The sequence below is a fragment of the Vibrio sp. TRT 2004 genome (genome assembly GCF_050113735.1).
In the GTDB taxonomy this organism is placed as follows: Bacteria; Pseudomonadota; Gammaproteobacteria; order Enterobacterales; family Vibrionaceae; genus Vibrio.
Genome location: NZ_JBNJOH010000011.1, coordinates 83453 through 103181 on the forward strand (window position 1 = coordinate 83453; position 19729 = coordinate 103181).

Consider the following 19729-nt stretch of genomic DNA (forward strand, 5'->3'; position numbering starts at 1 on the left):
GTAAAAATAAAATTTATGGTGCAAATATGCTCCTTTGTGTTATTTTTTCCATACAGGCTATTCATTGATGTGATTTAAATCACTAAGTCTAGCAGTTATTGTGATTAATCAGACAAGTGAAAATAAAATTTACTAAATAAAAATTGAATTAGATCACATACTTTATTTATTATCATTTAAGAGGAATTAAAATGTCTTCGATCCAGTTATCCAATGTCGTAAAACGTTTTGACGATACCCAAACCATTCACAACGTAAACTTGTCGATAGAAGAAGGTGAGTTTGTGGTGTTTGTTGGTCCATCTGGCTGCGGAAAATCAACGCTCTTGCGTATGATTGCAGGCCTAGAAAACATCAGTGATGGAGCAATATCTATTTCGGGAAATGTCGTTAACGACACTCCACCATCAGAACGAGGGGTTGCTATGGTATTCCAGTCTTATGCTCTATACCCGCATATGACTGTTGCAGAAAATATGGGTTACTCACTAAAAGTAAACAAAGTTCCAAAAGAAGAGCGAGATAAAAAAGTACAGCTGGTTGGTAAAGCACTACAGTTAGAACATCTACTTGATCGTAAACCAGCCCAACTGTCAGGCGGGCAACGTCAGCGCGTTGCTATCGGTCGTGCTATCGTGAGAGATCCTAAAGTGTTTTTATTCGATGAGCCTCTATCAAACCTTGATGCAGAATTACGTGTGGATATGCGTCTACATATTGCAAAGCTACATCAAGAACTTAAGTCAACCATGATCTACGTAACGCACGACCAAGTCGAAGCCATGACATTAGCAGATAAAATCGTCGTGCTTCGTGATGGTAAAGTTGAGCAAGTTGGCTCACCAATGGATCTCTACCATAACCCTGTTAACAGATTTGTTGCCGGATTTATTGGCTCGCCTAAAATGAATTTTCTTCCTTGTACCGTTGAAGCTTGGGATGAAACGAGCTTAACAGTGAGTCTAGATGTGGGTCATTCAATCACTTTACCGATAAAAACAGCTCAGGTTGAAATAGGTAAAAATCTAACGTTAGGTATTAGACCAGAACACCTCACGACAAATCCAGATATGATCACACTTGCATTCCAATGTGAAGTGGTCGAGAGACTGGGAGGCATGACTTACATCTTTGGCCAATGTGGCGGCGTGGATGACTTCAAATACCTTCATCATGGGGACACACAAGTACAGCCTGGTGAGTCAATTTCGCTATTTACATCACCTTCCCATTTACACATTTTTGAACCTGATGGAAACGTCATTAAATTTGATTCTGTACAATCAACACATTAGCGCTTTAGTGCCAAAGAGCATTCAGAATGCTCTTTGGCATGCTAGGACCGTCCGATAAAAACAATATAGGGTAATCTTTTGGCTACACTTAAAGACATTGCACAAAGAGCGAAGATTTCTACTTCCACTATTTCTCGCTTTCTTAACGAAGACCCTACTTTGTCTGTAAGTGAAGACAAAAAACGGGCCATTTTGGAGGCAGTAGAGTCTCTTGGCTATCAATCCCCTAAACGCAGTAAAAAACAGTTTGTTCATCATGAAGTAACCAAAACGAATGAGCCATTTGGCGTACGTGATGTTGTTATGTTGAACTTTTTAACGCCGACACAGGAAATAGACGACCCGTATTTCACTTCTATTCGTGCTGGCATTCAAAATCGATGCTTAGAAAAAGGAGTCGATTTAAGAACACTCCATTTAGACCAGATCGATACTAATATAAATCTAATAGAAAACGCTCCAGCCGTCATTGCAGTCGGACATTTCTCCAAACATATTGTAGATACCTTATATCAAGCTAACCACAATATCATATTTGTTGATTCTAACCCTTTAGGTAGCAAAACCGATGCAGTCTTAATTGACCGGTTGGCGTTGTCCAATGACGTTATGCAAAATGTACTAAAAAGCCGTTGTAAACGACCTGCTTTTATTGGCAATAACGAGGAGCGGTTACATACTTTTCGTAAAGTTACCAAAGAAAACGGCTTGTATCACGATGCGCTATGTAAAGTAAGTAAAGAGTATTGCATCGAGTCGGGGTATCAAGCAATGAAAGAAATGCTACAACTCGATGAGCTTCCCGACGTGGTCTACGCCGCGACAGACATGGTGGCCGTTGGTGTTTATCGAGCCATTTATGAGGCAGGGTTAACCATTCCAACCGATATACAAGTCATCGGCACCAATGATATCTCGTCAGCCCGACATATGAGTCCAAGCCTTACTACAATGCGACTGTTCCCGTTTGAAATGGGAGAAGTAGCAATAGATATGTTTATTGAAAAAATGGAAGGCAGAAAATACAAAAAAACGGTTTTATTTGGTCATGAGTTTATATGGCGAGACAGTTTTAAAATTAACTAACTGCGCGCTAATTTATGATTCTTTAACATCACGGATGATAAAATTGACTTAATAAATTTGTAGATGGATCATAATCACAATTATCTAAGTAAATTTACTTAGATAATTTACCCACAATCACAACTACATAAATCACCTTATAAAAATAATCACTAACACTTTTATACATCACCTCAACACTAAAATCCTTTGCTATATTATTTACGTTTAAAAACAATTAAAACGTGAATATATAAAAACGGTGAAACGATGAACAATACCCTAAAAACACTAGCCATCTTCGGCTCATTAGTGGCCTCAAACTATTCTCACGCTTTTATTAAAGGTGCGGATATTAGTTGGATAACTCAGATGGAAGACAGTGGCTACGAGTTCTACAACGATTGGGGCTATCGACAAGATGTCCTTTCAATATTACGAGACCATGGCATGAACGCAGTGCGTCTTCGTGTCTGGGTTAACCCCAGTGATGGTTATTACAGCTCACTGAATGATGTAATTGTCAAAGCGCAGTGGGCCAAAGACGCGAATATGGATGTGATGATTGACTTCCACTATAGCGACACTTGGGCCGATCCAGGTAACCAGTGGAAACCCGCAGCATGGCAACAACTGAGCTTCGAAGATTTAATGGGACAAGTATGGTCTTACACTAGAGACTCACTCAACACCTTAAAAGCTGCAGGTATCACACCAAAATGGATTCAAGTCGGTAATGAAACCAACAACGGAATGCTATGGAATGAAGGAATGGCTTCAAGCAACATGCGTAACTATGCATGGTTGTTTAATAGCGGACGCAACGCAGCCAAAGAAGTATTCCCAGACGCTAAGGTCATCGTCCATTTAGCCAACTGTCACGACAATGCTAATTTCCGGTGGATTCTTGATGGCTTACAATCCAACAGTGCTTGGTGGGATGTTATTGGCGCATCTTCCTATCCCAAGAATGCTACTGGCCTTACTTGGCAAGAAGCAAACAATCAATGCCTCTCTAATCTCAATGATATGGTCGAGCGCTACGGAACGGAAGTGATGATCACTGAAATTGGTGTGCCTTGGGATGAGCCTCAAGCAAAGACTATCGTTGCCGATATGATCCAAAAAGTACGTAGTGTTAATCAAGATAAAGGCATTGGGATTTTCTACTGGGAGCCACAGGCATATAGTTGGCAAGGTTATACTTTAGGTGCATGGGATCCAAATACGCGCCAGCCTACTCAAGCTCTTGACGCTTTTCTTGAATAACTCAAAGCAGAGTATTTTCCAAGCCCCTCTATGGTTAGAGGGGTACAATCAAAAAGAGCGAACGAAGCTATAGTTTGAATTAATACGTATCTATAGCCGCAATAAATACTGATATTGTCATTTCAGAAAAGGATACCTTGAATCTGTTCTTTCTCTGATTCTGAAAACTCCAAATGCCTCACAGCGGCTACATTTTCACACAGTTGGCCCGGTGAGCTTGCACCAATCAAAACAGAAGAAACGCGTTTATCACTAAGAAGCCAAGCAAGTGCCATTTGTGCAAGAGATTCTCCTCGCTCGCTCGCAATATTCGACAGGGCTTTAATATTTGGTAGATAATGTTCAACTAAGTTGGCTTCTAGATAAGAACGCTGATTATCTGCTCTAGATCCCTGCGGGATGCCGTGCAAATATTTCTCAGTTAGTAGTCCTTGCGCTAAAGGAGAAAAAGCGACCATACCTACGCCTGCGTGATTTAGTGTTTCTAGCAGGCCATCTTCTACCTGACGCTCAAACATTGAATATCTTGCTTGATGGACAAGGCACGGTGTACCCAGTTGCTCAAATAATTTCAGTGCTTGATCAGTTTGCTATGGTGAGTAATTCGAAATACCCACATACAATGCTTTCCCCTGGCGAACTAAAATATCTAGCGCAGATATCGTTTCCTCCAGAGGGGTGTCAGGATCAGGAGTGTGATGATAAAAAATATCAACATAATCAAGTTTCATGCGCTTTAGAGATTGATCAATGCTCGCCACAAGATACTTACGAGACCCACCAACACCATAAGGCCCTGGCCACATATCATATCCAGCTTTAGTGGAAATGATAAGTTCATCACGATAGCTGGCTAAATCCTGACTCAGGATCCGGCCAAGTGTTTCTTCAGCAGAACCATACGGCGGTCCGTAGTTATTCGCCAAGTCAAAATGAGTGACTCCCAAATCAAATGCCTTACGAAGAATAAAACGCGCATTTGCATACGAGTCATACTCACCAAAATTATGCCATAGCCCAAGTGACAGTGCTGGCAGAAGTAAACCACTGTTTCCGCACAGTCTATATGGCATAGACTCGTAACGCATTTCATCAACTAAATAACGAGCAATCGGAGCATGATTATTTGTGTTCATTTGATATCTCTAAATCCATATTGATGACTATTTACACACTCAACATCCCTGCCAAAGAAAAACGGTATACAGCGACATCAAGATATAACGGTGTCACCATAACGTATTTTTATTACATCCAGGTCCCAAAAACACAAAATTGTAATAACGATTATAAAATAAAGATAACTAGTAATATCATAATAAAATAGGAATTTTATTGTCAGCTTCATAAGAACAGGTTCTAATTTTGATATTCGTTTACATTTAGGTAGCACTGTTTAACCATTGAGAGAAGGTCAAGTCCCACAGAACAGTGAACTACCACCGCTCTACTAGACAAATTTATCCATAGAAGCATTACTCCAAGTTGGTCAAAGAGTGCATCATCGAAATGTAATGAATAGTTAATCTAACGCAGTTTGGGGCATTTATGAGGTAGCTTATGTCTCGCAAGTCACACCTTTAAAGGTCGAAAATGATCAAACTATATTGTAATTATTCAATTTTAATTGGAATTACTCAAACTATATTGGGCTCTGACAGCGATGTCAGTTACTGGAGCATCGTTAGTAGTATCGATGCTTTTCAAGTTGGTTGTCGCAGAAAAACGTGTTCGAATAACGAAGGTTAACTGTAGCTCCTTGCGATTTTATTATTCTCCCAAACTACTCTACGTCACGATACAGCCTAGACATAACACTCACAGTACAGATATAGAACGACGCTGTTACTCACATGACAATAGACATAGAATCGACATTTTGTTGATTCTATGTCGCTCCACTAACCTTAATTTGATAGACATAAGATCGACAATATGTCGATTCTACGTCTCAGTTCTGTTGAAAATGAAATCATATATTGGACATGCCTTCTCTCAACGTGCTACCACCAATGCTCTGCACATTAAGGCTTTATTCGATGCAGAAACTGGCGAAAATACATTAATATTTAATATAACGATAATAGATTAGGGATAAGTTTTGATGAATCAAAAGCTAGCCATCGGGCTAAAATACGCCGAAACATTGTTGTTAAAATGGGGAGCTACCCATGGACAGATACAAGTTATTCTACCAACTGAAGAGGGTAATCTTGAAATTAGAATCAGCCACATTTTAAATATCCATACCGCTTTAAGGGCAATATTTAGCAATGAAGACAATGTATATGGCTTTATGAGTCATACAAACAACAACACCTTCTTCAATGGACGAAGCCCAACTAGTATCATCGCTTCAGGACGCCTATCTGATTTGCAAGAAGTCAGAGAAAAGATTGAGAGCTTAGTTTTGAGCTGACAAAGGGTGTTCGACACCTACATTAGACAGGTTCATAAGCTCATAATGTGGCTCATCCCGTCGATTTCCCTTCCATAACACAGAAGAAACACATTCCAAATTTAGCATCGAGTTTTTCAGCTCTTCCACTACGTTTTTTTGAGATTCTACAGACGAATCACAGTCAACATTGACACTTAAATATGTATGTCGAGCCAATTCGGCTGCTTTTATGACATCTTTATAGTCAACTCCAGAGCTTCCCCCTTGAGTTAAAATTACGCTCGTGAATGATGATTTGAGTAGAATCAGAGCTAGCTGATAGTTGCAGTGACTCTCGCTCCAATCCCATATGATAGAACCTGTCAATTTATCAGGACCTTCTAACCGAGTTAATGAGTCAAAGTATGGTCCATACTCGTCCTTGCGAGTTCCAAATATTCTTACAATAAGGGGGCGTTCTCCACGCTGCATTAATTCTTTCTGTAGAACTCGCACAATATGACGCTCACCACTCCCACCTTTCGTTCGTAAAACGGCATAAACTTTAATTTCAGCACAGCACTCCTGCCAAAAACCAACATCAATGTCTTGCCGCGAAAAATCGGAAAGAATATTGATCCCACCGCCTAAATTGCGCAGTCGAGTTTTCTGATTCATAACAAACTCCTAAGGTTGCGTTGAGTCCCGTCTATCATTGAGAACAACAAATAGTCACCTAAATGTTGATGCACGACTGTGATTAGTGCTACGTAACATAGTAACCTAACAAAAAGAAAGGAAAGGAAGAACTCTATGACAACAAACAAATCAACGTTATACCCGACACTAACCCCTTTTAATTTGCCCAATGTTCCATTCAAAGTCATTGACCCAAGTGAACTACCTATCACCTATAGATTGGCTTTCGAAGAGTTTTTAGCTGGTTCAGCTGCACCACATCCTGTTTATGCCTATCAGCATGATTTTGAGCGGTTCATTTTATTGGTTGAACAAGGGCATATTAAAATAAAAGAATGCTAAGTTGTATAAAATGCAAATCGAGAAGACGACTAATGCCACTTAAAGCTTTGGGAATTGTAAAAGCTTAGCTTTACAGTCAAACCATATCAGCCTGATATATTGATGGACGAAACCGTAGTAGAGCAAGTATACGAACATATCTATTTCAGATATTCTAAGGTTGTTCGATTGGACATTAGTCGTTTTCATTGCATGGTTCACATCCGCTCTTGGGAATTGTGGGAAATTAGCGATACCTAAATATCCCTAAAAAAAAGAGCTAAAAATACTAACAAGTGCCTTGAAATGACGCCTATTTTTTGTAAAGAATTTTTACGTCGTTTTTACACAACAATGAGGCAAATCAATCAAAGCATTACATAGCGCTCTTAATTTTGTAAAGGAAACATTTTTCAAAACCTGTAAGTGACTGTATTTGAAAAAGATTACACTTAAACACTCACTCAATTGATAATTTTCCCGTATTTAAGAGTTGAAGAGCAAACTAAACTGATTGCTCAAGGGATCGAAAAAGGCATTGCGCAGTATAAAAAGCAACAAAAAGAGCGTTCTCGTCAGGCAGATAAGGCGAAGAAAAGAGTTCAGAAAGCCAAACAACCGACTCAGCAATCAGAGCCATTGCCACAAAGGGATCAAGAACCGGTTTCGGCTAAATCATCAATACTTCCGTGGTTGTTACTCATCGTAAGTTGGATAGGATTCTTTATTTATGTTACTCAGAAATAAAAAAAACCTAGCGATTAACTCGCTAGGTTGATGATCCTCGTTTAAGCACTAAAACCTAAACTGGCGGCAATATCCGATCTTCGATCGGTAACCCATTGGCTATCGAACGGTCCCCAATCCGATAGTTGATAATAACCATCGTTGTGACGCCTGCCATCTTGGACAAACATCAGCTCAATGCCAATCCCCGGTAATGCTTTAATCACGTCTTGAATGGTGCGACGCGGCCAGCCTGTTTGCTCAATCAGCTTGGGCACATTGGGGCGCTCTAAGTTTTCAACAAGCAGTGCAAGATACAAGCGCCTTGCAAAGACAGGACTCAATTCCATTGATACCTCCTATAAATTTCTAGAGTCATTATTTCTGTTTTGTCTCGGCGTGTGTTGCGTTCGATCAAAAACTCTACGATCGTCATCGTTTGAAACATCTTTTTTTAGCTCAATGAAATATATCCATCACACTTTTGTCTCGCTGTGTAGTTCCTGCTAGGATGCAGAAAACATATTATAAAAGTCACTTTCGAAGGTTCTAGTATGACAATCACCATGTATGGCATCCCTAACTGCGACACCATCAAAAAAGCAAAAAAATGGCTTGAGGCAGAGGGAGTGGAATACCATTTTCACGATTACCGCAAACAAGGTATCGACAAAGCGATGGTTGAGACATTCTGTCAGCAACTTGGCTGGGAGAACGTCGTCAATAAACGCGGCACAACCTTTCGCCAACTCTCTCAAGAGCAAAAAGACAATCTTGACCAAAACAGTGCGATAGAACTGTTGGTAGAACAACCAGCAATGATCAAGCGCCCTATTCTGGTTGCCAATGATACCTACCACCTAGGTTTTAAAGCCGACCAGTACGCCGCTATTTTTTCATAACATAAGTAAAGGATTTCAAGGATGACAGACAGCCCGACTCTGGCTCTCGCAAAAGATTTAATTAGCCGTCAATCAGTAACACCAGAAGATGCAGGCTGCCAAGATGTAATGATTAAACGTCTTGAGGCTCTTGGCTTTAATATCGAAGTGATGGTGTTTGAAGACACCACTAACTTTTGGGCTCGCCGAGGCACCGAAGCACCACTCTTTGCCTTTGCTGGTCATACAGACGTTGTTCCTGCCGGAAAGCTAGAACACTGGGATACGCCACCTTTTGAACCCACCATTAAAGGTGAGTTTTTGCATGGTCGCGGTGCTGCGGATATGAAAGGTTCGTTGGCGAGTATGATTATTGCAGTAGAACAATTCATCGCCGAGAACCCAAACCACAAAGGTTCAATTGGCTTTCTCATCACCTCAGATGAAGAAGGTCCGTTTATTAACGGCACGGTCAGAGTTGTTGAAGCTCTCATGGAACGTGGCGAAACCATCGATATGTGTATCGTGGGCGAACCCTCCAGTACTGAAGTGGTCGGCGACGTGGTCAAAAATGGTCGGCGCGGTTCTATTACTGGTGATCTCACGGTTAAAGGGATTCAAGGTCACGTTGCTTACCCACACTTGGCGCGCAACCCAGTTCATCAATCACTAATGGCTATCCACGAATTGGCGACCACTGAGTGGGACCAAGGCAATGCTTATTTCCCGCCAACCAGTTTTCAGATCCCCAACGTACACGCCGGTACAGGCGCATCGAATGTGATTCCTGGTGAATTCAACGTGCAGTTTAATTTGCGTTTCAGTACTGAACTTAGCAATGAGATTATCGTTGAGCGTGTGACTGAGACTCTGGATAAACATGATCTGGATTACCAGCTTAAATGGACGTTCAACGGCGACCCATTCCTGACTGATACTGGCGCACTGCTTGACGCCGTCGTCGATGCAGTAGACGCCGTTAATCAGACTAAACCAGCTCTATTGACAACAGGCGGTACGTCAGATGGCCGTTTTATCGCAAGAATGGGTGGTCAGGTCGTTGAGTTAGGTCCGGTAAATGCGACTATTCACAAAGTGAACGAGTGCGTCAAAATCGCTGACTTAGAAAAACTCACTGCAATGTATCAGAAAACTCTAGAGAACTTACTCGCGTGATCATGACACCTGAGCAGCTAACCGGACAAACCAGCTCCCATTTAGTCGAAACTATTGTCGGGCAAAAAGCTTTTTTGGTTCATCCACAAGTGAGTCATGATCTGTTGTCCCTCAAAACGTCGGCTGCTCAGGCTGGCTTTAATCTCAACATCGCCAGTGGATTTCGCGACTTTGAGCGTCAGAAAACCATCTGGAACAACAAGATGTCGGGAAACACCATGATTCTAGGCAGTAACAGCCAACCTTTAGAGGTGGGAGGCCTGTCTGAAGAGCAAAAGGTGATGGCCATTTTACGCTGGTCTGCCCTGCCTGGGGGCAGCCGCCACCATTGGGGAACCGACTTCGATCTTTTTGACCGAGACAGTCTGCCAGCCGATACTCAATTGCAACTGGAGCCTTGGGAATATCTTAGCGGTCATCAAGCTAAGTTCTATCTCTGGTTGAAAGAGAATCTTGCTCAGCACGGATTCTTTTTCCCCTATGCAAAAGACCTTGGTGGCGTTGCCTTTGAGCCATGGCACATAAGTCATCGTTCTAGTGCAGAGCAGTGCTTGCGACTATTGACGCTCTCAACTCTTGAGCAACAGCTTGAGAGAACGCCTATTTTGGGTCAGCAAGCGGTGTTAGCGCAGCTAGAAACGATCTACAATCAGTTTATTAGTAATATTTGTCAGTAGGTATTGTGATGGAATTCCTCACCAACCCTTGGGTTATCATCTTTATTGTTCTGAGTGTCATCATTGGTAACATTGCCGCACTAAAATACACAGCCAAGATGAAGTTTGGTCAGATAGACAAGAAGCCTGATTCCACAAAAGAGTCAGAGAGTAAACCCGATAGCCACAGCGAAAAAGACCCGCAATAGTCGCAGGTCTTTTATTATCATGTCTCTTACTACTTGATGTGATCCCAAGAGATATTGGAAACGATACGACAATTGTCACACTTGAAATAAAAGATATCGTGTAAGGGTTGGTCCAAAAGCCATTCTCCACCGCACTTTGGACACTTGCGCCCTTGCTCATCCGCAAGACTTTTTCCACCCACACGGTATTGGTAGTAATACGTGGGTATCTTAGTGATGTACTCAATCCGACCACGTAAATCCCAACCGCGCTTAAATAGAACGCTGTCAGTATCGCAAATCTCATGCAAAGCGGCATGTTCTGCTCGGCAGCCACCTGCCATCTGGATCTCGTCACATGCCTGCCACTCTGTTTGCCACTTAATCACGGCTTTATGGTCACCATTGAGCGTCGGATCATTACGATAAAGTGGGATGGGTAGCAGGGTTTCTCCACTACGCAGTGGAGAACATGTATGAACATACGTGGTATACAAAACTTGCCAGCTTGGCGCTTCTTGTTCCGCCGCCTCTTCTGAGTTTAGGTCGCGCCCAAGTAAACGCATTTTGGGTGCCAGCAGACAAGCTGCAGTCAAGCGATTAAGGCACACTTTGACAAAATCAGAGTGGTAGTTAGGGTGCAAACTATCTTGCTCAGGACAGACGACGCGAACATAAAACTCGCCATCCCCCATCACAATTGGAAATTCACGGCCGAGCACTTGACCGTTATAACGAAACGCATCCATCAACCCATTAATTGCTTTATCCACTGCCGAGATGGTGGTGTTATCGAAGCACTCGAACTGAAGTTCTACAACGTACATACTTACACCACTGGCTCTAGATTCGCTAAAAACTGCGCGATATCTTGCGCTAAGATATCTCGTTTATCCGTCCCTAAGCGTTCGAGAATGACATTACCAGAAAGGTTGCAGATTGAAATCACGTCCAGTTCCGCATCTGTTGCAGCAATAAATACGGTAGGTTTAAGTTTTAGGCGGCGTTGAGTAACAAGGTGCCCTAAGATGTTTTCTTGTAGTCGAACAAAATCGTCATCACTCCAAACTTGGAGCAAAGTCAGTTCGTTGCCTTGCCAAGTCGCATCCATATCTGCGCTATATTGAGAACCATAAAAGGTCTTGATATCTTGATGTAAGCTCAGCTCTATCGCGCTTTCAACATTGGTAAAATCCGCAGGAGTGTCTCGCTGACAAGCTTGCCACTCTACCGCCTCATCGCTCTTTCTCTCAACGCATGGCGAGACGAGATCCACCAACTCAGTACTCGTCGGTAACTGACCTGATACATCTAAGTGTGCCTGACGATATTTTTCACTGAATGAGAGTAACGCTTGTAAGGCATTATCAGCCATTAGATTCTCCAACATGAATATTCGCTTTTAACAGCGGGATTGCGTAAAATTCTCGACATTCTAATAGAAAATGAACAAAAGTATGAGCAAATATTCTGACGCCAAAGAACTTGCCGGTCTAACCTTAGGCCAAAAGACTGAGTATTCTAACCAGTACGACCCGAGCCTACTGCAACCGGTTCCTCGCAGCCTCAACCGAGATGATCTTGAGCTTGGCGATAGCCTGCCGTTCCAAGGCTGTGATATTTGGACTTTGTACGAACTCTCTTGGTTAAATGACAAAGGGCTGCCACAAGTTGCGATTGGCGAGGTTTCAATCCCTGCGACCAGTGCCAACCTAATCGAATCCAAATCTTTTAAGCTCTACCTAAATAGTTTCAATCAAACCCAATTTTCATCTTGGGACGAGGTGGAGCGCGTATTGGTCAAAGATCTGTCTCAATGCGCTGGCGAAGAGGTTTCCGTCACGGTTCGCTCTGTTGTCGACTACACTGATTCACTCATCGTCACTATGGATGGAGAGTGTATTGATGAGCAGGACATCGAAATAACTAGCTATGACTTCGACAGAACACTGATTCAAGGTGCTGCTACAGGCGAAGTGGTAGAAGAGAGCCTACACAGCCACCTGCTTAAATCAAACTGCCTAATCACCAACCAGCCAGACTGGGGCAGCGTTGAAATTCAATACAAGGGTAAGCAGATAGATCGTGAAGCACTGCTACGCTATATCGTTTCATTCCGTGAACACAATGAGTTCCATGAACAGTGTGTTGAACGTATTTTCACTGACATAATGGAATTTTGTCAGCCTGAAACCTTGACCGTTTACGCACGCTACACGCGTCGCGGAGGCTTGGACATCAACCCATATCGTTCAAATGTGAACAGCCAGCCAAATCATAATCAACGTATGGCTCGCCAATAGGAATTACTCAGAATGATAAGAATACGCTGGAAACACTACATCTGCGCTTTGATGCTGATGGTGTCTTCACCCCTGATGGCGAGTACGATTTATTCTTCACCATCACTAAACGAAGCGAATAGTCTGGTCAATATTGTTCCCAAACAGGCGAAACAATTAGCGACGGATTATCTTAACCAGCGTACCTTATCTGATAAAACCGATCAGAGCCCTTCTGGCATTTCTCGAGATGAAACCGACAGTCGGACACGCACTCCGGGTAGCACTATCGATGCGTTAAGAATATTGGCTCAAGCAGATTTTAATATCGGTAATGTACCCGGCGCACTAAAATATCTGCAAGAAGCGAAAACCTTAGCTCAAACCTATCGATTACCCTATTTACTTATCGAAACCAAGCTCGACGAACTTAGGCTCAACTGGCTTATTGATGGTAACGCGATCAAAGCAAGAGACGTGCTATCAAAAGTCGAACAAGAGTTTGACCAAATTGGCAATTCACAACAGCTCGCTCGTGGATTAAAATACAACATCATCATGCTCAAAGCCGCCATTGCGTCAAAAGAAGGTGAAATTGCCATCGCAGATGAGTATTACCTAGCAGCTAAGCCGTATGTTGAAAGTGCGAAGTCAATCCACACATGGATCGAGTATCACACAACTGTGGGTCAGCACCTGCTTGCTAACAAGAAGTACAATCGAGCGCTCTCTGAATTACTCATCAGTTACTGGAAATCGATAGAAACAGACTCAGCTCGACAGCTCGCTGAGGTCAACCGCACTCTGGGCCAGCTCTTCTACGAACGAAAGGTATTAGATAAGGCCAACGATCACTACTCACAGGCGGCAGACTTTTTCGACAACTACCAGAACTCCCCTGCCCTTGCTCCCATTCTCAAAAGCATGGGGGACATCTATTTCCAGCAGGCAAAATATAATCTCGCATTAGTTCATTACTTCAACGCAATGGATCATGAACGTCTACAGAACAATATTGAGAGCGTGATTGAAATTCGCATCTCTCTTGCGGCTACCTACTTGCATCTAGTCAACTACACATTGGCTGAGCAGTATTTAGACCGAGCACAAGAGTTACTGGCCTATGCGGAGATTCCACGGTTAAAGTCCTATGCGTATCTCCTTGAATCCGGTTTAGCTCTTCATAAACAGGAGCCACAAAAGGTAATTACCAAAGCGCGTAAAGCTCTAGAAATTGCCAAACAGCAGCAGGATATCGGCACGCAAAAATCAGCGTGTCAGCTGCTTTACCTCGGCTACGAACTCAATAAAGAGTATAAGCTTGCTCTCAAATATCTGGTTCAATACAACTCCTTGGCGACCATTGAGCAGCAGCAACTCGATCTGATCAGCGAAGACGCATTTCGTCAGCAGAAGGAGTTCGTCGAGCAAACTCTTCATCTCAACGGACAGAAAGAGCAGTTGGAGAAGACGCACAATGAATATCGCAAGTTCCAAAACATTACCTTTACGCTGTTTCTTCTCTGCGCCTTACTGTTTATCTTCTTGTTGCGCCGTGGTCACGTAATCAATGTCCAGAAAGAAGAGCTCGATGAGCTTAATGAAGATCTTTATACGCATTCCCGTTCAGGGCTGAAAAACCTACGGATGCTCAATGCGAAGTTGCCAGCTTCACTAGAAGAAAGCAGCCACAAGTTTGAAAAATGGCATGTAGGGGAACTGATACATGAGCCACTTAATGATCGTTTACGTTTTGTGATGATTGATGTCCCTTTCCTGCGCAATATGTACCTTCAACATGGTTATCAGGAAGGACTCAAATTAGAACGTGCATTTGGCGATTATCTACAACAAAAAGTGGAGCACCCTGCGCGTATTTACCATTTTTCCGATGCCAATCTGCTTTATATCGAACCAAATAGTAAAGACAGTACCGATCCAGAGGCCATGTTCGAAAAGATCCAACAATGGATCATGGAATTCAAGCCTGATCGGATTCTTAACCGCGTCATTCGTATTGGTATGGCAGACTATCCATTCCTTCCAAGAGCGTATACTGCGGTTAATGATAAGGAACTAATTGATGTACTACTGATGTCAACCAGTACCGCTCGCACACTGAGTATGAAAGAACATTCAAGTCAATGGGTCTATTTAAAAGCCATTGAAAACGCACCTGCTGCAAGTTTAGCCACTGGTAATATCCGCAAGGCTTGCAAGCATTCCATCAACCAAGGGCTAATAAAAGTACACTCTTCGTTCAAGAATGAGGACAGCATCAAAAAACTACTAAAAGATGAGTAAAAGCTCGTCAATCAAACGTGGTAAGTCGTGACGCCCTCGTTTTATTTGATATTATCGACAGATTAATAAATAAATTAGATTCTATCTTTAAGTTTAGATTTTCATGGGCGTCCTCGAACAAGATCTTCAGTCACAGCTGCACAACCTGAAATCTCAATTGGAACAGGTTCGATTGACACAAAGGGATACCTCGTTCAAATTTAAAAGAGAACAAAAGGTACTCCAACGCATTATTGCGTCGCTTAGTGCCGCCTATAAAAGTGAAAACCCGCGACTTCAGACGGGTCTAATAGAACTAAAACAAGCTATAGAGCAACAACAAGACGTCAGTACACTAATACCGAAACTCGCGGTATTAGAACGCTTGCTTAAACAACAAGGCTTGGCTATGGAAAAACAGACAGAGCACTTAGACACGCAAATTAAACACAGCGGTGAAACCCTGCTGCGTCTTACTGGGCTGCCCGCTAAGATAAAACGCGATCTACGTGATCTACTGAGTTACTCCAGCGGTCTTGAGCACTCTAAAGCAGAACAAGCTCTGCGTCTTCTCAGCCTCTACGAACGCTCTGTTAAAATCATCACTTCTAATCCTGACTTCAGCATTAATAAGATCTCCAGCAGCTCCGACCGTGAATTGCTGCTGAGGTTGTCTGAAGAGTTACAGCACCTTATTACCGAACTGGACTTTGAGGGCGAATCAGGCGAGTTGCTGGCCGATATTCGAGCTAAATTGCTTATTGGCGTTAATAGCCACGTATTACTTGAGATGACGCTGCAAACTCTCAAGTTGGTCATTGATGGCACCCATTATGAGCGTAAGACCTCTGAACAGTTCCTAGAACAAGTCAATGCGTCTCTGTCATCCACACTGAAAAGTTCAGCGCAAAACGTCCAGCAATCACACAGTTATTTTGAACATCGCCAAGAAATGAACGGTGAACTCACCGATCTGCTGAGCGATACTCAAGCAAAAGTGACGTCGGCAACCAATCTGGAGTCGCTGAAATCACAAGTAACACCGCTACTTGCTCAACTCAATTCTTTGACGGAACGATTAAAGCATGCCGAACAACGTGAGCAAGCCTTGCTTGAACGTATGGACTATGGCAAGAATCAACTGGAAGCCTTATACGACGTAACGCAAGACTACCGCCGCCGTTTAGAAGATCAGGCTCAGCGTATGTTATTGGACCCGCTGACGAAGGTATATAATCGTGCCGCCTTCAGTGATCGTTTAGAACTCGAGTATCGACGCTGGATTCGCGCTCAACACTGCTTACGGGTGGTGCTGCTGGATATTGATGGCTTTAAGTCGATCAACGACAGCTTTGGTTATGGAGCGGGAGACAAAGCCCTTAAGATCATTGCTCGTACCATTAAGAAAGAGCTGCAAGATACCGACACGGTTGCACGTTTTTCTGGCGAAGAGTTCATTCTTTTGCTGCCAGAAGTCACAGACACTGACGCATTTAATCTTATTCAGACTATACAGACTCAGGTCTCTAAACTGCCGTTCAAATTCCGTGACCGTAATTTAACCATCACACTTTCCGCCGCGAGCACAGCTTTCAAAGACTCTGACACTCCAGAAGAAGTGCTAGAGCGAATCAACTTGTGCCTGAACGAAGCGAAAAGTATCGGTAAAAACCAGCTCGTTTGGCGTTAAACCTTCTGTCGCCAACTCTCCTGCCACAATGAAACTGTGATTGATCTATATATATCAAACAGTTAGCTTTTATATCATCAAAAACCTGCTAAGCTTAAAAGACCGTTGCTGAACAATAACTACTTGTTGGCAACTCATAAGGACAAGAATAACAACGATAATGTACTCGACTAGAGTACTGTTCAAGGAGGTCACTATGATCACGCATATCAGTCCAGCTGGCAGTATGGACTTACTCTCTCAACTTGAAGTTGAGCGCCTTAAGAAAACTGCTGCGAGTGATCTTTACCAACTCTACCGTAACTGTACTCTAGCGGTACTCAACTCAGGTAGTCATACTGACAACTCAAAAGAGCTGCTGGATAAGTACAAATCATTTGATGTAAACGTGGTGCGCCGAGAGCGTGGTATCAAACTAGAGCTAAGTAACGCTCCAGAGCATGCGTTCGTTGATGGAGAAATCATCAAAGGTATCCAAGAACATCTGTTCTCGGTTCTGCGTGATATCGTCTACGTTAACATGCACCTTGCGGACAATCAGCGTCTCAACTTAACCAACGCTAGCCATATCACTAACCTTGTTTTTGGTATCTTGCGCAATGCGGGGGCACTCACTCCGGGTATCGAACCTAACCTTGTTGTCTGCTGGGGTGGCCACTCGATTAATGCAACAGAGTACCAATACACACGTGAAGTCGGTAACGAACTGGGTCTACGTGAGTTGAATATCTGTACAGGTTGTGGCCCCGGCGCAATGGAAGGGCCGATGAAAGGCGCGGCAATTGGACACGCCAAACAACGTTACTATGAACAACGCTATCTTGGCCTCACTGAACCATCGATCATTGCCGCAGAGCCGCCAAACCCGATCGTGAATGAACTGGTTATCATGCCTGATATCGAAAAACGTTTAGAAGCGTTTGTGCGAATGGCGCATGGTATTGTTATCTTCCCTGGAGGTGCGGGGACCGCAGAAGAGTTGCTATACATTTTGGGTATCATGATGCACCCAGAAAACGCAGATCAACCTCTACGTATCGTACTAACAGGGCCTAAAGAGAGTGCAGAATACTTTAACTCCATTGACCGCTTCATTGGGGATACGCTCGGTCCAGATGCTCAGAAGCATTACCAAATTGTTGTCGACGACCCAGCCAAAGTCGCTCAAATCATGAAACAGAGCATGGCAGAAGTCCGTCAACACCGTAAAGACACCGGTGACGCCTACAGCTTCAACTGGTCACTAAAAATTGAGCCAGAGTTTCAGTTACCGTTTGACCCAACGCATGACAATATGTCGAGCCTTGATCTGCACCTCAATCAACGCCCAGAAAATCTCGCCGCAGCCTTGCGTCAAGCCTTCTCTGGAATCGTGGCTGGTAACGTAAAAGCAGAAGGGATCCGAGAGATTGAACGACATGGTCCATTTATATTGGACGGCGATGCAACTCTGATGAAAAAAATGGATAAGTTGCTTAGAGACTTCGTTGAGCAAGACCGTATGAAACTGCCAGGGGGCACCGCATACGAACCTTGCTATCAGATTAAGACCAGTAGTTAGTAGACTGGCATTCTTAGCTTCATCCGATACAATAAGGGCCCTGTGCCCTTATTTTTTTGATTTGTATGTCTATTCATCTTGTTATTATCGATGCGCTAAACCTGATCCGCCGAGTCCATTCAGCCCAACCTGATCCCAACGATATAGCAAGAACGATATCAACCACATCTCGTACCCTGCATAGGATATTGTCTGAGTCCAAGCCGACGCATATCATCGCAGTGTTTGACCACCACTTGCAAGAGCGAGGATGGCGAGCGGAAATACTTCCAGAATACAAACAAAATCGGAAGCCAATGCCAGAGCCTTTACTAAAAGGGTTAGAGTCGATCCAAGATGCATGGTGGAAGATTGGAATCGATTCGTTACTTTCTGAAGGTGATGAAGCTGACGATCTGGTAGCGACACTCGCCATGAAAGTCGCCAACCACAATGAGAAAGTCACTATTGTATCGACAGATAAGGGCTACTGTCAGTTACTCTCACCGACTCTGCAAATCCGTGACTACTTCCAACATCGTTGGTTAGATGAACCATTTATCGAGAATGAGTTTGGCGTTAAATCTAAGCAATTGGCGGATTACTGGGGATTGACTGGGATTAGCTCAAGTCAGGTAACGGGTGTACCAGGCATTGGTCCTAAAGCCGCAAAAGAGATTCTGAATCAATTTGAAGATATCGAGCAAGCTTACGCCAGTGAAGCGCTCCCCGCTAAGTACAGAAAAAAACTCGATGAACATATAGAGTCAGCGCGCCGATGCAAACAAATAGCCGCTCTGAAAACGGATATAGAACTTGGGTTTAACTTGCAAGATATTCGTTTTACTGGTGCTAAAGAGTAAAAAATTAGCACCTTAATCAACCGAACAAGGTAAGTTAACCAACTTCTACGTTAACCCCTCGATACTAAATGACCATTATCTTCTCATCAAGCAATAGAACCAAGATCAAATTGTTTGATATTGAAACAATTCTGATACTCAATCAACAGCATAAAGATGAAAAATCAGTGTGATTCAAATGACAAGCGATCGAGGGCAAGTGCTCACACATCCCCCTCGCTAGTTGGGTATCTAGGAAGCCTTAATCTTTAACCGCCATGAGTGGTACTGTACGTTAACGTTATGGCTTTCTCCCTTTTCCCCGAGGAGAAAAATGGCCACTTTAGCGTATACCATCAATATAGAAGGACTCGGCGATGATGCCTTGGTTGTGACTCAGTTCGATGGGCAAGAGTCCTTGTCTGCCAGCGTGTTT

At 43.1% G+C, this 19729-nt stretch carries 19 protein-coding genes and 1 pseudogene; 15 read left to right on the top strand and 5 right to left on the bottom strand.

What is annotated here, in order from left to right; all coding sequences use genetic code 11:
- The first annotated feature begins 191 nt into the window (after positions 1–191).
- From ACQEXR_RS07020 to ACQEXR_RS07030, 3 genes are all read left to right on the top strand, one after another.
- Entirely contained in the window at positions 192–1295 is a 1104-nt protein-coding gene (locus ACQEXR_RS07020) for an ABC transporter ATP-binding protein (protein WP_025789583.1), read from the top strand.
- A 78-nt stretch (positions 1296–1373) separates the two neighbouring features.
- Positions 1374–2381 (top strand): LacI family DNA-binding transcriptional regulator, encoded by a 1008-nt coding sequence (locus ACQEXR_RS07025; RefSeq protein WP_025789584.1) that lies wholly within the window; start codon positions 1374–1376, stop codon positions 2379–2381.
- A gap of 249 nt (positions 2382–2630) precedes the next feature.
- Complete coding sequence (locus tag ACQEXR_RS07030; protein ID WP_138955000.1) at positions 2631–3629, top strand: glycoside hydrolase family 53 protein; 999 nt, start codon at positions 2631–2633, stop codon at positions 3627–3629.
- 122 nt (positions 3630–3751) lie between these two features.
- On the opposite strand, the pseudogene mgrA reads toward ACQEXR_RS07030, so the two are convergent.
- Positions 3752–4765, bottom strand: a pseudogene (gene mgrA, locus ACQEXR_RS07035) (L-glyceraldehyde 3-phosphate reductase).
- A gap of 968 nt (positions 4766–5733) precedes the next feature.
- On the opposite strand from mgrA, the gene ACQEXR_RS07040 reads away from it, so the two are divergent.
- Positions 5734–6048: a DUF2384 domain-containing protein gene (locus tag ACQEXR_RS07040; protein ID WP_264403535.1), complete on the top strand. Its 315-nt coding sequence runs from the start codon at positions 5734–5736 to the stop codon at positions 6046–6048.
- Here ACQEXR_RS07040 and ACQEXR_RS07045 read toward each other — a convergent pair.
- Positions 6034–6687, bottom strand: coding sequence for a hypothetical protein (locus tag ACQEXR_RS07045; protein WP_264403536.1), 654 nt, complete (start codon positions 6685–6687; stop codon positions 6034–6036). The genes ACQEXR_RS07040 and ACQEXR_RS07045 overlap by 15 nt on opposite strands.
- Positions 6688–6822: 135 nt before the next feature.
- Between ACQEXR_RS07045 and ACQEXR_RS07050 the strand changes: the two genes are divergently transcribed.
- Positions 6823–7050 (top strand): hypothetical protein, encoded by a 228-nt coding sequence (locus ACQEXR_RS07050; RefSeq protein WP_050633996.1) that lies wholly within the window; start codon positions 6823–6825, stop codon positions 7048–7050.
- 447 nt (positions 7051–7497) lie between these two features.
- Entirely contained in the window at positions 7498–7776 is a 279-nt protein-coding gene (locus tag ACQEXR_RS07055) for a DUF2956 family protein (protein ID WP_427020011.1), read from the top strand.
- Between the two features lie 41 nt (positions 7777–7817).
- Here ACQEXR_RS07055 and ACQEXR_RS07060 read toward each other — a convergent pair whose 3' ends face one another.
- Positions 7818–8105 carry a winged helix-turn-helix domain-containing protein gene (locus tag ACQEXR_RS07060; RefSeq protein WP_138973720.1) on the bottom strand — a complete coding sequence of 96 codons (288 nt, stop codon included), beginning with the start codon at positions 8103–8105 and terminating at the stop codon, positions 7818–7820.
- A gap of 204 nt (positions 8106–8309) precedes the next feature.
- On the opposite strand from ACQEXR_RS07060, the gene ACQEXR_RS07065 reads away from it, so the two are divergent.
- From ACQEXR_RS07065 to ACQEXR_RS07080, 4 genes are read left to right on the top strand one after another with little or no spacing between them, the layout of a single operon-like run.
- Positions 8310–8657, top strand: a complete 348-nt coding sequence (locus ACQEXR_RS07065) for an ArsC family reductase (protein WP_427020012.1) — start codon at positions 8310–8312, stop codon at positions 8655–8657.
- 21 nt (positions 8658–8678) lie between these two features.
- On the top strand, positions 8679–9812 hold the full coding sequence (dapE, locus tag ACQEXR_RS07070) for a succinyl-diaminopimelate desuccinylase (protein WP_171052266.1): 1134 nt from the start codon (positions 8679–8681) through the stop codon (positions 9810–9812).
- A 2-nt stretch (positions 9813–9814) separates the two neighbouring features.
- Complete coding sequence (locus tag ACQEXR_RS07075; RefSeq protein ID WP_331416456.1) at positions 9815–10489, top strand: M15 family metallopeptidase; 675 nt, start codon at positions 9815–9817, stop codon at positions 10487–10489.
- A gap of 8 nt (positions 10490–10497) precedes the next feature.
- Complete coding sequence (locus tag ACQEXR_RS07080) at positions 10498–10677, top strand: DUF2897 family protein (RefSeq protein WP_427020013.1); 180 nt, start codon at positions 10498–10500, stop codon at positions 10675–10677.
- Between the two features lie 29 nt (positions 10678–10706).
- On the opposite strand, the gene ACQEXR_RS07085 is transcribed toward ACQEXR_RS07080, so the two are convergent.
- Both ACQEXR_RS07085 and syd read right to left on the bottom strand, forming a co-directional pair.
- On the bottom strand, positions 10707–11483 hold the full coding sequence (locus ACQEXR_RS07085; RefSeq protein WP_427020014.1) for a Zn-ribbon-containing protein: 777 nt from the start codon (positions 11481–11483) through the stop codon (positions 10707–10709).
- A 2-nt stretch (positions 11484–11485) separates the two neighbouring features.
- On the bottom strand, positions 11486–12031 hold the full coding sequence (gene syd / locus ACQEXR_RS07090; RefSeq protein ID WP_427020015.1) for a SecY-interacting protein: 546 nt from the start codon (positions 12029–12031) through the stop codon (positions 11486–11488).
- Between the two features lie 82 nt (positions 12032–12113).
- Here syd and queF point away from each other — a divergent pair, with 82 nt between their 5' ends.
- The 5 genes from queF to xni all read left to right on the top strand — a co-directional run bounded on the left by queF (position 12114) and on the right by xni (position 19314).
- The gene (queF, locus tag ACQEXR_RS07095; RefSeq protein ID WP_269377894.1) at positions 12114–12959 is read left to right on the top strand and encodes an NADPH-dependent 7-cyano-7-deazaguanine reductase QueF; all 846 of its coding nucleotides are present in this window, start codon (positions 12114–12116) and stop codon (positions 12957–12959) included.
- A 12-nt stretch (positions 12960–12971) separates the two neighbouring features.
- Positions 12972–15242, top strand: a complete 2271-nt coding sequence (locus tag ACQEXR_RS07100) for a tetratricopeptide repeat protein (protein ID WP_426952021.1) — start codon at positions 12972–12974, stop codon at positions 15240–15242.
- A gap of 103 nt (positions 15243–15345) precedes the next feature.
- Entirely contained in the window at positions 15346–16911 is a 1566-nt protein-coding gene (locus tag ACQEXR_RS07105; protein ID WP_427020016.1) for a GGDEF domain-containing protein, read from the top strand.
- Positions 16912–17107: 196 nt separating this feature from the next.
- Complete coding sequence (ppnN, locus tag ACQEXR_RS07110; RefSeq protein WP_427020017.1) at positions 17108–18472, top strand: nucleotide 5'-monophosphate nucleosidase PpnN; 1365 nt, start codon at positions 17108–17110, stop codon at positions 18470–18472.
- A gap of 65 nt (positions 18473–18537) precedes the next feature.
- Positions 18538–19314 carry a flap endonuclease Xni gene (gene xni, locus ACQEXR_RS07115; RefSeq protein ID WP_138971815.1) on the top strand — a complete coding sequence of 259 codons (777 nt, stop codon included), beginning with the start codon at positions 18538–18540 and terminating at the stop codon, positions 19312–19314.
- Positions 19315–19729: the final 415 nt, after the last annotated feature.